The following is a 15,169-nucleotide window of genomic DNA, read 5'->3' on the forward strand; positions in this document are numbered from 1 at the left end:
ACCGGATGCCCCACGGAGGCAGGACCTTGCACCCGGCAAGGGAGTCCTTTTCCGGCCGGGGTCACATATCCGTCATCAGTTGATCTGTTGTAATTTGATACATCAGGAATAGATGTTAAAGGATGCCGGGATAATCGAAGGAGAGTGGCCATGAAAAATCTGACTCTGGGCCGGGTTCTGGTCGTTCTCGCCTTGATTGCCCTGTTGATCGGCACCGGCGTATGGGCCGTCGAGGTCTGGAACGCCAGCGGCAACGTCGATATGGGCAAGCACGGCTGGATCGCACTTGGTCTCGGCACGTTCTTCTCGCTCGTCATCGGCTGCGGATTGATGGCCTTGATGTTTTTCTCCAGCCGCAGCGGCCACGACGAGGCTGCCGACCCGCTGAGGCACCGCAACGAGCCGCCGGGAAATGGCGTCTAGGCTGCATTCCCCTGGAACCTATCCACAGGGTCTCCACAGCTTTTCCACAGGGTTGTCTACGCGAAAATCCCCTGATGATCGCGCAGGATGGTCTGCGCGGCGTTGTAGCCCGGCGCGCCGGTGACGCCACCGCCGGGATGAGCGCCCGAGCCGCAATGGTAGAGCCCCTTCAGTGGGCCCCGGTAGTCGGCATGGCCGAGCAGCGGGCGGGCCGAGAACAACTGGTTCAGCGTCAGCTTGCCGTGGAAGATGTCGCCGCCGATCAATCCGAACTGCCGTTCCAGATCGAGCGGTGACAGGATCTGGCGGGCGATGATGCTGCGCGTGAAGCCGGGCGCGTACTTGTCCACGGTCGCGATCATCAAATTGGCGACCTCCTCGCGGTGATCGTCCCATGATGTGCCATCCGGCAGTTCCGGCGCGACGTGCTGGCAGAACAGGCTGGCGACATGCGCGTCCGGCGGCGCGAGGCTGTCGTCCAGCGTGGAAGGGATCAGCATTTCCACCACCGGCTCGCGGCTCCAGCCATGCTCTCGCGCGTCGTGATAAGCGCGATCCATGTAGGCAAGTGACGGCGCGAGGATGATGCCGCTGGTGAGGTGGTCGCCCATGCCCGGCAGGGCGGTGAAGGACGGCAGCGCGGCAAGCGCCACGTTCATCCGGAAGGTGCCCGAGCCGTTGCGATATTTCGCAATGCGTGAAGCGAACGGAACAGGCAATGCGGCTTGCGGCACGAGGCGCGTGTAAAGCAGCGTCGGGTTGACGTTGGAGACGATATAACGCCCGCGCAGCGTTTCGCCGTTCTCCAGCGTGACACCGATAGCGCGGCCGTTCTCGACCAGCACTTCGCTGACACCGGCTTCGGTTTCGATCTCGGCGCCATGGCTGCGGGCGGAAGCGGCCATTGCCTGCGTGATCGCGCCCATGCCGCCGATGGCGTGGCCCCACAGCCCCTTGCGGCCGTTCACCTCGCCGAAGGCATGATGCAGCATCACATAGGCGGAGCCTGCCGCATAAGGGCTCGCGTAATGGCCGACGATGGCGTCGAAGCCGAACAGCGCCTTGACGAGGTCGCTCTCGAACCAGTCGTCGAGCATTTCTCCGGCCGACAATGTGAACAGATCAAGCAGCAGTCGCTGATGCTCCAGCGACAGCCGTCGCAGGAGGTTGCCGCTCTCCAGCGCATTGAACGCTTCGCGCAGGCTGTTGAGCGAAAATCCTTCCGTGACGTTGGGCGGCGCGCGCAGCAGGAATTGCCGCAGCACGTCGGCGACGATTTCGAGTTCGCGGTTGAAGGCGTCGATGCGCAGCGCATCGCGTTCGCTCAGTTTCGCGATGGACTGATGGGTGCGTCCCTCGCCGGTGAGGAGATAACGGCCATCGGGCGAGGGCAGGAAATTCTGCGCGCGCCGCTCGACGATGCGCAAGCCATGGCCCGCAAGGTTCAACTCCGCGATCACGCGCGGATGCAGCAGGCTGACGGTATAGGCCGCGACCGAATTGCGGAAGCCGGGGTGGAATTCCTCCGTCACGGCAGCGCCGCCCACGACCTTGCGCCGCTCGACGACTTTGACCGTGAGGCCGTTCATCGCGAGATAGGCCGCGCAGGTGAGGCCGTTATGGCCGGCGCCGATGATGATCGCGTCGTACCGTGACATCCGGCCTTCTTAAATGCGGTCTCTCTCGCAAGCGAGCGATTTCTGGCGCTGGGGATGGTCACGGGGCGGTTATTGTTCGTTCATCTTCGCTATGGTCCACTGATGGGCACGGCGTTTCCGGACGTTTCCGGCCTTGCGGCCGTTTACGGAGTTGTCATGACCACCCCGTCACCGGCCGATGCGGTATCGCCCGCCGCGCGCAACCGTGTTGTGCTCACGGCCTATACCGCGACGATCTTCCTGAGCGCGCTGCTGCTGTTTTCGGTGCAGCCTCTGTTCACGAAAATGGTGCTGCCGCGCCTCGGCGGCTCCCCCGCGGTGTGGTCGGTGGCGATGGTGTTCTTCCAGTCGCTGCTGCTCGGCGGTTACGCCTACGCGCATGTGCTGATGACGCTGAAAAGCCGGACGGCTCCGGTCGTGATCCATCTTGTATTGCTGGCGGTGGCTTTCACGTTTCTGCCGCTCTCCATCGGCAGCGGCTGGGCCGAGCCGCCCGCCAGCGGCTACGCGTTCTGGCTGCTCGGCCTGTTCGCGGCGTCCATCGGGCTGCCGTTCTTCGCGCTCGCCGCCAACAATCCGATGTTGCAGGCATGGTTCGTCCGCACCGGGCACCCGCAGGGGCCGGACCCGTACTTTCTTTATGCCTCATCGAACATCGGCAGCTTCCTCGCGCTTTTGTCCTACCCGGTGCTGCTGGAGCCGATGCTGACGCTTCACGCGCAGAACGTGCTGTGGGCTTTCGGATACGGGTTGCTGATCCTGTTGATCGCGGCTTGCGGCTTGTTGCTGCTGCGCGCGCCGCCAATGGCCGTCGCCCTGAACGATGAAGACGAGGCCGCGCCCGGGCCGTCATGGCTGCAATGGGGGCGGTGGGTGTTTCTTGCCGCCGTGCCATCGGGACTTCTGATCGCCGTCACCGCCCATATCTCGACCGACGTCGCCGCTGCGCCGCTGTTGTGGGTGCTGCCGCTGTCGCTCTATCTGCTGACATGGGTGCTGGTGTTCCAGTCGCGGCCGCTGCTGCCGCATCGCTGGATGCTGAAGCTGCAACCGCTCGCGATCGCGGGTGTCGTTGTGCTGCTGGCGATCGGCGGCGAGCAGAATCTGCTGCTGACCCTCGGAGGACATCAGCTTTGCTTCTTCATCATCGCGATGGCATCGCATGGCGAACTGGCGCGGACCCGTCCGCCCGCGCGCTATCTCACCGGGTTCTACGTGGCGCTGTCGTTCGGCGGCATGATCGGCGGGCTGTTCGCGGGACTGGTCGCGCCGTTCACGTTTTCATGGATTGCCGAATATCCGATCCTGCTGGCGCTCGCGGCGCTGTGCCGGCCATGGCAGCGGCCAAGGCGCGGGGCGATGCTGCTCTGGTTCGCAGCGGTGGTGGTGGCGTCGATCCTGATCGTGCTGGCGTACCGCGCCGATGCGGCGGAGGTGTTTCTCGAAAGCTGGCGCGTCTGGACGATCGGCTCACTCGCCGCGGTGGCCGCGCTGCTGGCCATGGTGATGCGGATTCATCGCGTCCAGTTCGCGCTGCTTGTGGCGCTGGGACTCGTGCTGGTGCGCGTCTATCCGCTGGACGAGGGACGGGTGGAGACGGTGCGCAGTTTCTTCGGTGTGCACAAGATCGTGGTAACGCCGGGCGGGCAATATCACGTGCTGATGCACGGCACGACGATTCACGGCGCGGAAAAATTCCTCAACGACGACGGCACGAAGATCACGGGCAGGCCGGAGCCGATCAGCTACTATCACAATGACGGCGGCATCGGCCGCGCGATCGCGGCGATCCGCGCGCGCAAGGGCGCGCCGCTGCGGGTGGCGGCCATCGGCCTTGGCGCGGGCACTCTGGCCTGTCAGGCGAAGCCCGGCGAGGCATGGAAGTTCTTCGAGATCGACCAGACCATGGTCGATACCGCGCGCAATCCGAAATATTTCACTTATCTGTCCGCCTGCATGCCGGAGATCAAGCCGGTGATCGGCGATGCGCGGCTGACTTTCGCGCGCGAGCCGGATGCGGCTTATGATCTCATTATTGTTGACGCCTATTCTTCGGATGCGATCCCGATCCATCTGGCGACGCAGGAGGCGATGGCGATTTACAAGGCGAAACTCGCGCCGGGCGGCGCGGTGCTGATGCATGTATCGAACCGGCATCTCGAACTGGCGAGCGTCGTCGTCGGCATCGCGGATGCAAATGGCCTGACGAGCTGGGTCTATAACGAGGACAGCGGCCGGGACGCCGAATATATCTTCACCACCAATGTGGTCGTGTCCGCGCGCAAGCCGGAAGATGTCGGTGCGCTGGCATCGAGCAGCTTCTGGCAACTCACGGCGCCGACGCCCGGGCAGCGGGTGTGGACCGACGATTATTCCAACGTGCTGGGAGCGGTGTATCGCCGTCTGCGCGACGGCGATAATTGATCCCGCCGCTTAAGTGCGTCCGGCGTCAATCGTCGTCGTCGTTTCCGAACAGCGGGCGTGCCCGATAGACGCGGCGTTGATAGTAGCGCGACCCGTCATCCTGCGCGTAATTGTTGTCGTAACCGCGGCTGTAGCGCGGGTCGATATAGATGCGCCGGGTCGGGTCGCGCGGATCGGGGGCCGAGATGCCGCCGCCATATCCGCTGTTGTTGCCGTAGTTGTAATAAGGCTGGCGCTGGGGCTGCTGCTGATAGGAATCGTCGCCGGGGCGATCATACATCGCGCCGGAGGGCACGCGCTGCGGCGTCGTGTCCAAAGGCTGGCCTGCGCTGGCGTCGGCATCGAGGGTGCCGCCACGGCTGGCGACGTTGCGCGGATTGCGCGCGAGCGCCACGCGCGATGAGCCGGTGAGGCGGACGCTGGTTTTCAGCAGCCCTTCCTTTTTCACCAGATTCCAAAGTGTCGTGGCGTTGGCGCGCGACAGTCTCACGCAGCCGTGCGAAACCGGCGTGCCGAGGTTTTTGACGGAATCGGTGCCGTGGATGGCGTGGCCCTGCCTGGTGAAGAAGATCGAATGCGGCATCGGCGCATCGTCGAATTCCTTCGAGAAATGGTTTTCTTCCATGCGGAAGGTCTGGAATTTCCCGTTCGGCGTCTCGTGCGTGGGATTGCCGCTCGAGACCGGCCAGCGATAGAGCACCTGCCCATCGACCGAGACGGTCATCTGCTGGATGTCCTTGTTGACCTCGATATCGACAGCGGCACGAGCCAGCGATGCGCTGGCCGCCATGATCAGCGCCGCAACAGGAATAACCAATTTACGCATGTTACCGATCTCCAGCGGCCCGCCACGTGGCCGATACAACATCAGGATTTAAGAGCTGAAGATGGCTTTTTCCAGCGAGAATAAGGGTGGGAAGAGAACGCGCGGCTCAACGGGACGATCCGTTAACCGCTCTAACATTTACGTGAAACCTTTGGCCCGCCAGTGCGTTGGTCTCCCGTCAATGATTTGTCACTTTCAACATGAGAGCCTGAAATGAAAGCAATGACCTCCGGCGTTCAGCCGGCAAATCGGACCTTCGCATGGGCCTCCGCCCTGGCGCTTTTGGTGCTGCTCGCCGCTCCCCTCGCGGGGCATGCGCAGGGCATCATCGGCGGTGCTGAGGAAGGCGCATATCGCGGCAACCGCGCGGCGGGCCCCGTCGGCGGTGTCGTGGGCGGCGCGATCGGCGCGGGTGTCGGCGGCGTGGTGGGCGGAGTGAATGGCGTGATCGGCGGCCCCCGGTATCATCACCGGCACCGTCACTATCATCGCCGTCATCATCGCCGCTACTGAGCGAATTCGGCTGATAAAAAATGGCCCCGCAATTTTGCGGGGCCATTTTCTTTTGGGGTCGGTCAGCGCTTGAGGCGATAGCCGGTTTTGAAGATCCACCAGATCACGGCCATGCTGAGAAGCAGGAAGACCATGATCATTGCGACACTGAGATAGACGCTGACATCGGCGACCTCGGTGAAGCTCCAGCGAAAGCCGCTGATGAGATAGACCACGGGATTGAGCAGCGTGATCGAACGCCAGACCGGCGGTAGCATGCCGATCGAATAGAAGCTGCCTCCGAGGAATGTCAGCGGCGTCACCACCAGCAGCGGAATCGCCTGCAATTTCTCGAAGCCGTCCGCCCAGATGCCGATGATGAAGCCGAACAGGCTGAAGGTCAGCGCGGTGAGCACGAGGAAGGCCAGCATCCATGCCGGATGCGCGATCTTGATCGGCACGAACAGGGCGGCGGTCGCGAGGATAATCAGGCCGAGCGCGATGGACTTGGTCGCCGCCGCGCCGACATAGCCGAGCACGGCCTCGAACGCCGATACCGGCGCGGACAACAATTCATACACCGTGCCGGTGAATTTCGGGAAATAGATGCCGAACGAGGCGTTGGCGATGCTCTGCGTCAGCACCGACAGCATGATGAGGCCCGGCACGATGAATGCGCCATAGCTGACGCCGTGGATTTCCGGAATCCGCGAGCCGATCGCCGAGCCGAACACGACGAAATACAGCGATGTCGAGATCACCGGCGAGACGACGCTTTGCAGCAGCGTGCGGAAGGTGCGCGCCATTTCGAATTTGTAGATGGCGACGACGGCGTGGAGGTTCATGCGCTGTGCACCAGATTGACGAAAATCTCCTCGAGGGAGGATTGCGTCGTGTTGAGGTCGTTGAAGTTGAGGCCGGCGGCGCGCAGATCGTTCAGCAGGGTGGTGATGCCGGTGCGCTCGCTCTTGGTGTCGTAGGTGTAGGTCAGTTGCTTGCGGTCGTCCGACAGCTCGAGTTTATACTCGCCAAGAGAGGCGGGCAGGGAATCGACCGGCTCCTTGAAATGCAACGTCAGTTGCTTGCGGCCGAGCTTGCGCATCAGCGTGGCCTTGTCCTCGACCAGCACGATCTCGCCCTTGTTGATGACGCCGACGCGGTCGGCCATCTCCTCGGCTTCCTCGATGTAATGCGTGGTGAGGATGATGGTGACACCGGAATCGCGCAGTTCGCGCACCACCTGCCACATCGACTTGCGCAGTTCGACATCGACGCCCGCGGTCGGCTCGTCCAGAAACAGGATCTGCGGCTCGTGGGCGAGCGCCTTGGCGATCATCACGCGGCGCTTCATGCCGCCGGAGAGCGTGATGATCTGGCTCTTGCGCTTGTCCCACAATGAGAGGTCTTTCAGAATCTTCTCGATCAGCGCGGAGTTCTTCGGTTTGCCGAACAGGCCGCGGCTGAAGGCGGCGGTCGCTGTCGGGGTTTCCCAGGCGTCGGTATGCAATTCCTGCGGCACGAGGCCGATCATCTCGCGCGCGGCGCGGTAGTCGGTGACGTTATCGTGGCCGCCGATGGTTACGGTGCCTTCGCTTGCCATCGCAAGACCGCAGATCGTGCTGATGAGCGTGGTCTTGCCCGCGCCGTTCGGCCCTAGCAGCGCGAAAATCTCGCCCTGCCGGATTTCCAGATTGATGTTCTTCAGCGCGGTGAAGCCCGACGCATAGGTCTTGGTCAGGTTGGAGACGGTAATGATGGCTGGCATGCAGATGCGGGGCTCGCTGGAATGCGGGTCGCGGACAAATAGAGGCTCGGATTGACCGAAACAAGGGGCGGGGTTGATATATCAGGCCGTCTCAGGCCGACTTCACGAAGCTGTCGATCACCTTCTTCTCGCCTGCCTTGTCGAAGACGATGGTGAGCTTGTTGCCGTCGACGCGGGCGACGCGGCCATAGCCGAATTTCTCATGAAAGACGCGCTCGCCGGTGCCGAATTCGGATTCGCCGCCGGTCGATTTCGCAACCAGCTCGCCCTCGATGGTGAGCTGCTTGCGCCCGCGCCCGCCCGCATTGTATCGCGCGCCGGTTTCGTTGAAGCCGCCGCCACGCCCGCGATTGGATTGCGCGCGCTGCCAGCCCGGCGTCGAATAGCCGGAGCCGAACGATTCCACGCTGTCGAAGCGTGATGAGCCGAAGCCGCCCGCGCCGCCCCATCCGGAGCCGCCCTTGGATTCGGTAATCTCGACATGATCCGCCGGCAGTTCGTCGAGGAAGCGCGAGGGGATCGTGGTGGTCCATGAGCCATGGATACGGCGGTTGGTGGCGAAATAGATTTTCGCCCGCCTGCGCGCGCGGGTGACGCCGACATGCGCAAGGCGGCGTTCTTCCTCCAGCCCCGCACGGCCCTGTTCGTCGAGCGCGCGCTGGTGCGGAAACAGCCCTTCTTCCCAGCCGGGCAGGAACACGTTGTCGAATTCGAGGCCCTTGGCGGAATGCAGCGTCATCACCGACACCGCGTCTTCGTCAGCACCGCCCTCGCGGTCCATCACCAGCGAGATGTGTTCGAGGAAGCCGTGCAGGTTCTCGAATTCCTCCATCGAGCGCACGAGTTCTTTCAGGTTTTCGAGGCGGCCCGCCGCGTCCGCAGAGCGATCCTTCTGCCACATCTCGGTATAGCCGGATTCATCCAGCACGATCTCGGCCAGTTCCGTGTGCGGCATGACCTCGCGCTGCGCGCTCCAGCGGTCGAAGCTGGCGATGAGATCGCGCAGGCTGCCGCGCGCCTTGGGCTTGAGTTCGTCGGTCTCGATGACGGCGCGCGCGGCTTCGGTCAGCGGAATGCGGCGCTTGCGGGCGATGTCGTGCAGCAGTTGCACGGTGGCGTCGCCCAGTCCGCGCTTCGGCGTATTGACGATGCGCTCGAAGGCGAGATCGTCGGCGGGCGAATTGATGACGCGCAGGTAGGCCAGCGCATCGCGGATTTCGGCGCGCTCGTAGAAGCGCGGGCCGCCGATCACGCGATAGGGCAGGCCGAGCGTGACGAAACGGTCTTCAAACTCGCGCATCTGGAACGAGGCTCGCACCAGAATGGCGATCTCGTTGAGCTTTTGCCCGGCGCGCTGGAATTGTTCGATCTCCTCGCCGATCGAGCGGGCTTCCTCTTCCGAATCCCATGAACCGGTGACGGTGACCTTCTCGCCATCGACATCCTCTGTGCGCAGCGTCTTGCCGAGGCGGCCTTCATTATGCGCGATGAGATGCGAGGCGGCAGCGAGGATGTGGCCGGTCGAGCGATAGTTGCGCTCCAGCCGCACGACTTTCGCGCCGGGGAAGTCGTGCTCGAAGCGCAGGATGTTGTCCACCTCCGCGCCGCGCCAGCCATAGATCGACTGGTCGTCGTCGCCGACGCAGCAGATGTTTTTCGGCTTCGTCATTCCGGGATGCGCCGCAGGCGCAGACCCGGAATCCAGAAGTTGTTGTCCAGCAGATTCCGGGTTCGCACCTTCGGTGCGCCCCGGAATGACGGGGGACTGCGACGGCGCCTGCGCCAGCAGCCGCAGCCAGAGATATTGCGCGACGTTGGTGTCCTGATATTCGTCCACCAGAATGTATCTGAAGCGGTGCTGGTATTGCCGCAGCACGTCCGGATGCTCGCGGAAGATGCGGATGTTCTCCAGGAGCAGGTCGCCGAAATCGGCGGCGTTGAGAATCTTCAGTCGCTCCTGATAGGCGGTGTAGAGCTTGCCACCCTTGCCGTTGCCGAAAATCGAGGCTTCGCCGGACGGCACCTGCGACGGCGTGAGGCCGCGGTTCTTCCAGCCGTCGATCAGCCCGGCCAGCATCCGCGCGGGCCAGCGCTTGTCGTCGATGCCTTCGGCTTGCAGCAATTGTTTCAGCAGGCGGATCTGGTCGTCGACATCGAGCACGGTGAAGTTCGACTTCAACTGCGCGAGTTCGGCATGCACGCGCAGGATGCGCCCGGCGATGGCATGGAAGGTGCCGAGCCATGGCATGCCTTCGACCGTCTGGCCGAGCATCTCGCCGAGCCGGTGCTTCATTTCGCGCGCGGCCTTGTTGGTGAAGGTCACCGACAGGATTTCGAACGGCCGGGCGCGGCCCTGACTGAGGATGTGGGCGATGCGCGAGGTGAGCACGCGGGTCTTGCCGGTGCCCGCACCTGCCAGCACCAGCACGGGGCCGTCCAGCGTTTCGACCGCCTCGCGCTGCTCCGGATTGAGCGCGCTCAGATATTGCGGAGCCGCCGCCGCGCGGGCGCGCGCGGCAATGCCGCCAGCGGCGGGCTGGTGGACGGGAGCGTCGGCAAAAGGTCGGCGGACAGGTTCGGTCATGCGAATCGATTCAGCCCACGATGGCACCGCGGGAGCACGAAAGGGAGCCTTCTTTATCAGGGATATGTCCAGATATAGGCGTTCCGCGCGGCCGCGTACAGACCGCGGCGGGATGCCGTGCCGGGACGGTTTTGTTCCCCGAAAATCTCATTTTTTAGCGGTTTTCGGGGCCGCTGCCGCCCGGAACTTTCAAATCCCTCCCGGATTGGTTCTGCAAAGAAGCAATGACTTCTGACCGGAGACAAAGGAGATTGCCATGTTGAGCTGGGTTGTGACGTTTCTCATCATCGCGCTGGTGGCCGGCCTTCTCGGCTTCGGCGGCATTGCAGGCGCGTCGATCGAAATCGCCAAGATCGTGTTCTTCGTCGCGATCGTGCTGTTCGCGGTTTCGGCACTGATAGGCTTGATGCGTGGCGGACGCCCGACGGTGTAGCGTAAGCATCAAGGCATAATTCGAGAGAGTGGAGTGGTGAACCGGCCGGTCAGCTTGACCGGCCGGTTTTCGTTTGCGACGGTTGCGCACTCTCTTGCAGGACGCTTGCCTTGACCACCACGACGGCATCGCGGCTTTCGCCGCAGACCCTGAGCAACGCGTTTGAAGCTCTCGCCACGCGCTTCAAGCGTGATTTCCTCACCGCGCAGGCCCAGCGCGAGCAGCATGCTCACACCACCACATGGATCGCGCCGCAACCGCCCGACGCCGTGGTGCTGGCGCGCAGCGTGGCCGACATTCAGGACGCGGTACGCATTTGCGCGCGTTACCATGTGCCGATCATCCCGTTCGGCGCGGGCACCTCGCTGGAAGGGCAGGTCAACGCGCCATCGGGCGGCGTCTGCCTCGACCTGCGCGAGATGAACCGCGTCCTTGCCGTGCACGCCGAGGACCTCGACTGCGTGATCGAGCCCGGCATCACCCGCAAGACGCTCAATGAACATCTGCGCGATCAGGGGCTGTTCTTCCCGATCGATCCCGGCGCGGATGCGACGCTCGGCGGCATGGCCTCGACGCGTGCTTCCGGCACCAATGCCGTGCGCTACGGCACCATGCGCGACAACGTGCTGGCGCTGAAGGTCGTGCGTGGCGACGGCGAGATCGTCACCACCGGTACGCGGGCGAAGAAATCCTCGGCCGGATACGACCTCACCCACCTGTTCATCGGCGCGGAAGGCACGCTGGGCATTATTGCCGAGATGACGATGCGGCTGCGCGGCATTCCGCAGAGCATCGCGGCAGGTTCCTGTTCGTTCGGCAGCGTCAAGGGCGCGTGCGATGCCACCATTCTGGCGATCCAGACCGGCATTCCGCTGGCGCGGATCGAACTTCTCAATGCCGCGCAGGTTGCCGCCTGCAACGCCTATTCGAAACTGAATTTGCCGTTGACCCCGCTATTGTTGCTGGAATTCCACGGCAGCGAGGCGGACGTCGCCGAACAGTCGGCGGCATTCGCCGAGATCGCGAAGGATTGCGGCGGCAGCGCGTTCGAATGGACTACGCGCGCGGAGGATCGCACGAGGTTGTGGCAGGCGCGTCATGACGCCTATTGGGCGGCGGCGGCGATCCGTCCCGGTTCGCGGCCGATGTCAACGGATGTCTGCGTGCCGATCTCGCGTCTGGCCGATTGCGTGAGCGAAACCGAACAGGATATCGAAAAACTCAGGCTGATCGCGCCCATCGTCGGCCATGTCGGCGACGGTAATTTCCATTGTCTGATGCTGTGCGACGTCAACGACCCCGACGAACTGGCGCGCGGACAGGAATTCGTGCATCGCCTCGCGGATCGCGCGCACCGCATGGACGGCACCTGCACCGGCGAACACGGCATCGGGCAGGGCAAGCAGAAATACCTTGTTCCCGAACTGGGGCCCGAGGCCATCGAAGCGATGCGCGCGGTGAAGGCGGCACTCGATCCGCAAAACATCTTCAATCCGGGAAAGATCATTCCATCGGCGTGAGTCCTTTTGCGGCGTTGTGAGTCCGCCACACTTTTCTCTATGATGGCGCTGGCTCAGGCGCGGCGGGGTGGCCGCGCCATTTTCCGCGGGGTTCACGTTGCAGACGACGCTGCTCGGATTGGCGATCGCCGCCATCATGGCGCTGGTTGCGGCGCTGGCGGCGCCGCTGTTCGTCGATTGGAATAAGTACAAGCCGCAATTCGAGGCGGAGGCGTCGCGCGTGGTCGGCGCGCCGGTGCGTGTCGAGGGGGCGCTGGATGCGCGTCTCTTGCCCGCGCCGATCCTGCGGCTGCACAAGCTCTCGGTCGGCGGTTCGAGGGACGTGACGAAGCTGCGCGCCGACAAGCTCGATGTCGAGTTCAGCCTCGGCTCGCTGCTCCGCGGCGAATGGCGGGCGACGCAACTGGCGCTGGATGGCCTCGCGCTCGATATCGGTCTCGATAAAGAGGGACGCATCATCGCCCCGTCGAAGGGCGAATTCAATTTCGGCGCGCTGGCGATCGACAAGTTCGATCTGTCCGGCCGTGTCACGCTGCATGACGCGGCGAGCGGCTCCCAGATCGGACTCGATGGCTTGAAGTTCAGCGGCGATGTCCGCGCGCTCGGCGGCAATCTGCGCGGCGATGGCAGCTTCCTCCTGCGGGATAAACGTCAGCCGTTCCGGCTGGCCTTGTCGAAGGCGGGCGAGGGCGAGGCGACGCGGCTGCGGTTCGATCTTGATTCAGCGCAGGCCGGCGCGATGGCCTCGTCGCTGGATGGCGCGCTCAGCTTCGACAGGCGCGTCCCGCATTTCGAAGGCGCTCTGACGCTCGCGGCAGCCGGAGAGACGCCATGGCGGATCATGGCCCGCACCACGCTCGATCCGTCCGGTGCGGCGTTCACGCAAGGGGACGTTCTTTATGGGGCGGAGGCAACCGGGGTCAAGCTGTCGGGAGAGGGCACGCTGTCGTTCCGTCCCGCGAAGCTGGAGCTGAAGCTGTCAGCCGCCCAGCTCGATCTCGACCGCGCGCTAGGCGAGAGTAAGGCCGCGCAGGGCAGGACGCCTGCGGATTTTCTGGGGAACGCGCTGACGGCGCTGCCGGCCTTGCCATGGCCGTCGCGGATCGAGGCGACGGCGGATCGCGCCACGCTCGCCGGGCAGGCGCTGACAGCGCTCTCCGCAACTTTGGAAGGTTTGAAAGATTCCTGGGCGATTCAGAAACTCGCATTCAGCGGACCCGGCGACGCGCGTCTCGCTTTGAGTGGCCGCACGGCGCGCGACAAGGAGGGCGAGGATTTTTCCGGCTCGCTCGATGTCAAAACCGGCGATGCGCAGGGTTTCGCCGACTGGGCGTTCGGTAAGTCCGATGCGGTGCGTGGCGCGCGGACGCCGCTTCATCTTGCCGCGACGATGACGCTCGGCAAGGAGCGTCTTATGCTCGACGAAATGACGCTTGATCTTGGCGGCAATCAGCTTGCGGGCCGTATCGCGCGCATTGGCAAGAAGATCGACGCCACGTTGCGTTCGCAGCAGGTGGATTTCGACGGCCTCGCCGATGTGACGCGCCGGGTCATCGCGTGGCGGGAGAAAGGCGGCTTCGAAACGCGTCTTGATCTGGATCTCGCCAAGACAAAAATTCTCGGACACGAGATTGCGCCGTTGCAGGCAAGCCTGACATCCGTCGCGGATCAACCGAACAAGCGGATGTTCGATCTCAAGGTTCGCCACGCGGCGCTTGCGCCGTGGCTGAAGCCGCAGCAGGCCGTCAGCGATCTCTCGTCGCGTCTTGTCGTGACCGACGATGCAGTCGCGCTGGAGAATTTCTTCGGCAAGCTCGGCGCAGCCCTGCTGAAGGGAAATCTCTCTTTGTCGCGTCAGGGAGAGCAAAATCTCACCGGCAACATCGAGACGGATGCGCTCGACGTGCAAGGGCTGACGGCCCTGATGCTCGGTGCCGACGATCGCGCGGCGACGGATCCGCTTGCGCAAGGCTTGATCGGCTGGCGCGGGTCGGTGGCCGTGAAAGCAGAGAAAGCAATCCTGCCCGGCGGCATGGAAGCGGCAGCGATCAGTGGCTCGATGCAGGGAGACGGTTCGTCGGTCTCTTTTGACAATGTAAAAGGAACGGTCGGCGGCGGTGCGGCGACGCTTTCTGCTGCGGTTAAGCGCGGCGCATCGGATACCGCCATCGATGCCAGCTTCAAGCTGGACAATGCCGATGCGCCAGCGCTGAAATTTCGCGGGCTGCAATTGCCGCCCGGCAAGGCGTCGGTGCGGATGACGCTGGCGACGCGGGGGCGCAGCGCGGCTGCCTTACGCAACGCGCTCTCGGGCAACGGCGTATTGACCCTGACCGGCGCGCGGCTCCCCGCGCTCGACGTCGCCGCGTTCGATGCCGCGGAAAAGGCGTCGGACGATCCTGTCGCGAAGAACAGGATGGAATCGGTGGTCGCAACCGCGCTCGACCGCGCGCCGCTTGCGGTGGCCTCCGTGGATGTGCCGTTCGCCATCAAGGATGCGCGCGTGCACGCCGATCCGACGGTTTTCCAGTCCGATGCGGCGCGCGCCACGATCTCGGGCAGCTACGATATTCCGGAAGACCAGGGCGATCTGAGGATCGGGCTGAAGCCGATATCCGGCGCGATGAAGGATGCGCCGGATATCCAGATTTTCCTGCGCGGCACGGCGGACAGCATTACCCGCGATGTCGATGTCGCGGCGCTGTCGTCCTGGCTGTCGTTGCGCGCCATCGAGCGGGAAACGCAGCGTCTCGACGCATTGGAGAAGCCGGGCGCATTGCCGCCGCCGAAGCCTGCGCCGGCCAGCAATCCTCCGGTCGATTCCCTTGCGCAACCCGAGCAGGCGCTGCCGCCCGCCGAGGTGAGAATTCCGGGCGTCGATCCGCGCAAACGCAAGGCGGCGCCGCATATGCCGCGCGTGCATCTTCCACCGGCCGGGGCGCAGCTTTCTCCGCTGCCGCCGCCGATCGATATCAAGCCCGCGCCGGGCACGCCGCGGCCGCGCCGCTCTCCAGCGCCCGCCACGGCGTTCTAGAATTGTTTGG

Annotated in this window: 11 protein-coding genes; 6 read left to right on the forward strand and 5 right to left on the reverse strand. The window is 63.9% G+C overall.

Features of this window, described 5'->3' with window-relative positions; translation table 11 throughout:
* Window positions 1-150 precede the first annotated feature (150 nt).
* Window positions 151-423 (forward strand): hypothetical protein, encoded by a 273-nt coding sequence (locus AFIC_RS04920; RefSeq protein ID WP_275248037.1) that lies wholly within the window; start codon window positions 151-153, stop codon window positions 421-423.
* A 56-nt stretch (window positions 424-479) separates the two neighbouring features.
* Here the strand turns inward: AFIC_RS04920 and AFIC_RS04925 are convergent, their stop codons facing one another.
* Complete coding sequence (locus AFIC_RS04925; protein WP_275248038.1) at window positions 480-2,081, reverse strand: phytoene desaturase family protein; 1,602 nt, start codon at window positions 2,079-2,081, stop codon at window positions 480-482.
* A 156-nt stretch (window positions 2,082-2,237) separates the two neighbouring features.
* Here AFIC_RS04925 and AFIC_RS04930 point away from each other — a divergent pair, with 156 nt between their 5' ends.
* Window positions 2,238-4,505 (forward strand): fused MFS/spermidine synthase, encoded by a 2,268-nt coding sequence (locus AFIC_RS04930; RefSeq protein ID WP_275248039.1) that lies wholly within the window; start codon window positions 2,238-2,240, stop codon window positions 4,503-4,505.
* Window positions 4,506-4,530: 25 nt separating this feature from the next.
* Here AFIC_RS04930 and AFIC_RS04935 read toward each other — a convergent pair whose 3' ends face one another.
* Window positions 4,531-5,331, reverse strand: a complete 801-nt coding sequence (locus AFIC_RS04935; protein ID WP_275248040.1) for a L,D-transpeptidase — start codon at window positions 5,329-5,331, stop codon at window positions 4,531-4,533.
* A gap of 213 nt (window positions 5,332-5,544) precedes the next feature.
* Here AFIC_RS04935 and AFIC_RS04940 point away from each other — a divergent pair, with 213 nt between their 5' ends.
* The gene (locus AFIC_RS04940) at window positions 5,545-5,844 is read left to right on the forward strand and encodes a hypothetical protein (protein WP_275248041.1); all 300 of its coding nucleotides are present in this window, start codon (window positions 5,545-5,547) and stop codon (window positions 5,842-5,844) included.
* 62 nt (window positions 5,845-5,906) lie between these two features.
* On the opposite strand, the gene AFIC_RS04945 is transcribed toward AFIC_RS04940, so the two are convergent.
* The 3 genes from AFIC_RS04945 to AFIC_RS04955 all read right to left on the reverse strand — a co-directional run bounded on the left by AFIC_RS04945 (window position 5,907) and on the right by AFIC_RS04955 (window position 10,172).
* Window positions 5,907-6,668, reverse strand: a complete 762-nt coding sequence (locus tag AFIC_RS04945; protein ID WP_275248042.1) for an ABC transporter permease — start codon at window positions 6,666-6,668, stop codon at window positions 5,907-5,909.
* Window positions 6,665-7,588 (reverse strand): ABC transporter ATP-binding protein, encoded by a 924-nt coding sequence (locus tag AFIC_RS04950; protein WP_275248043.1) that lies wholly within the window; start codon window positions 7,586-7,588, stop codon window positions 6,665-6,667. The genes AFIC_RS04945 and AFIC_RS04950 overlap by 4 nt, the downstream gene beginning before the upstream one ends.
* Before the next feature lie 91 nt (window positions 7,589-7,679).
* Window positions 7,680-10,172, reverse strand: coding sequence for an ATP-dependent helicase (locus tag AFIC_RS04955; protein WP_275248044.1), 2,493 nt, complete (start codon window positions 10,170-10,172; stop codon window positions 7,680-7,682).
* 256 nt (window positions 10,173-10,428) lie between these two features.
* On the opposite strand from AFIC_RS04955, the gene AFIC_RS04960 reads away from it, so the two are divergent.
* From AFIC_RS04960 to AFIC_RS04970, 3 genes are all read left to right on the forward strand, one after another.
* The gene (locus tag AFIC_RS04960) at window positions 10,429-10,605 is read left to right on the forward strand and encodes a DUF1328 domain-containing protein (protein ID WP_009337098.1); all 177 of its coding nucleotides are present in this window, start codon (window positions 10,429-10,431) and stop codon (window positions 10,603-10,605) included.
* A gap of 110 nt (window positions 10,606-10,715) precedes the next feature.
* Window positions 10,716-12,125, forward strand: a complete 1,410-nt coding sequence (locus AFIC_RS04965; protein ID WP_275248045.1) for an FAD-binding oxidoreductase — start codon at window positions 10,716-10,718, stop codon at window positions 12,123-12,125.
* 67 nt (window positions 12,126-12,192) lie between these two features.
* Window positions 12,193-15,159, forward strand: coding sequence for an AsmA family protein (locus AFIC_RS04970; RefSeq protein ID WP_275248046.1), 2,967 nt, complete (start codon window positions 12,193-12,195; stop codon window positions 15,157-15,159).
* Window positions 15,160-15,169 lie beyond the last annotated feature (10 nt).

This window comes from [Pseudomonas] carboxydohydrogena (assembly GCF_029030725.1).
Lineage (GTDB): Bacteria > Pseudomonadota > Alphaproteobacteria > Rhizobiales > Xanthobacteraceae > Afipia > Afipia carboxydohydrogena.

Coding starts and splice junctions, on each gene's coding strand:
- AFIC_RS04920 (WP_275248037.1), top strand. CDS start 151: ATGAAAAATCTGACTCTGGGCCGGGTTCTGGTCGTTCTCGCCTTGATT.
- AFIC_RS04925 (WP_275248038.1), bottom strand. CDS start 2,081: ATGTCACGGTACGACGCGATCATCATCGGCGCCGGCCATAACGGCCTC.
- AFIC_RS04930 (WP_275248039.1), top strand. CDS start 2,238: ATGACCACCCCGTCACCGGCCGATGCGGTATCGCCCGCCGCGCGCAAC.
- AFIC_RS04935 (WP_275248040.1), bottom strand. CDS start 5,331: ATGCGTAAATTGGTTATTCCTGTTGCGGCGCTGATCATGGCGGCCAGC.
- AFIC_RS04940 (WP_275248041.1), top strand. CDS start 5,545: ATGAAAGCAATGACCTCCGGCGTTCAGCCGGCAAATCGGACCTTCGCA.
- AFIC_RS04945 (WP_275248042.1), bottom strand. CDS start 6,668: ATGAACCTCCACGCCGTCGTCGCCATCTACAAATTCGAAATGGCGCGC.
- AFIC_RS04950 (WP_275248043.1), bottom strand. CDS start 7,588: ATGCCAGCCATCATTACCGTCTCCAACCTGACCAAGACCTATGCGTCG.
- AFIC_RS04955 (WP_275248044.1), bottom strand. CDS start 10,172: ATGACCGAACCTGTCCGCCGACCTTTTGCCGACGCTCCCGTCCACCAG.
- AFIC_RS04960 (WP_009337098.1), top strand. CDS start 10,429: ATGTTGAGCTGGGTTGTGACGTTTCTCATCATCGCGCTGGTGGCCGGC.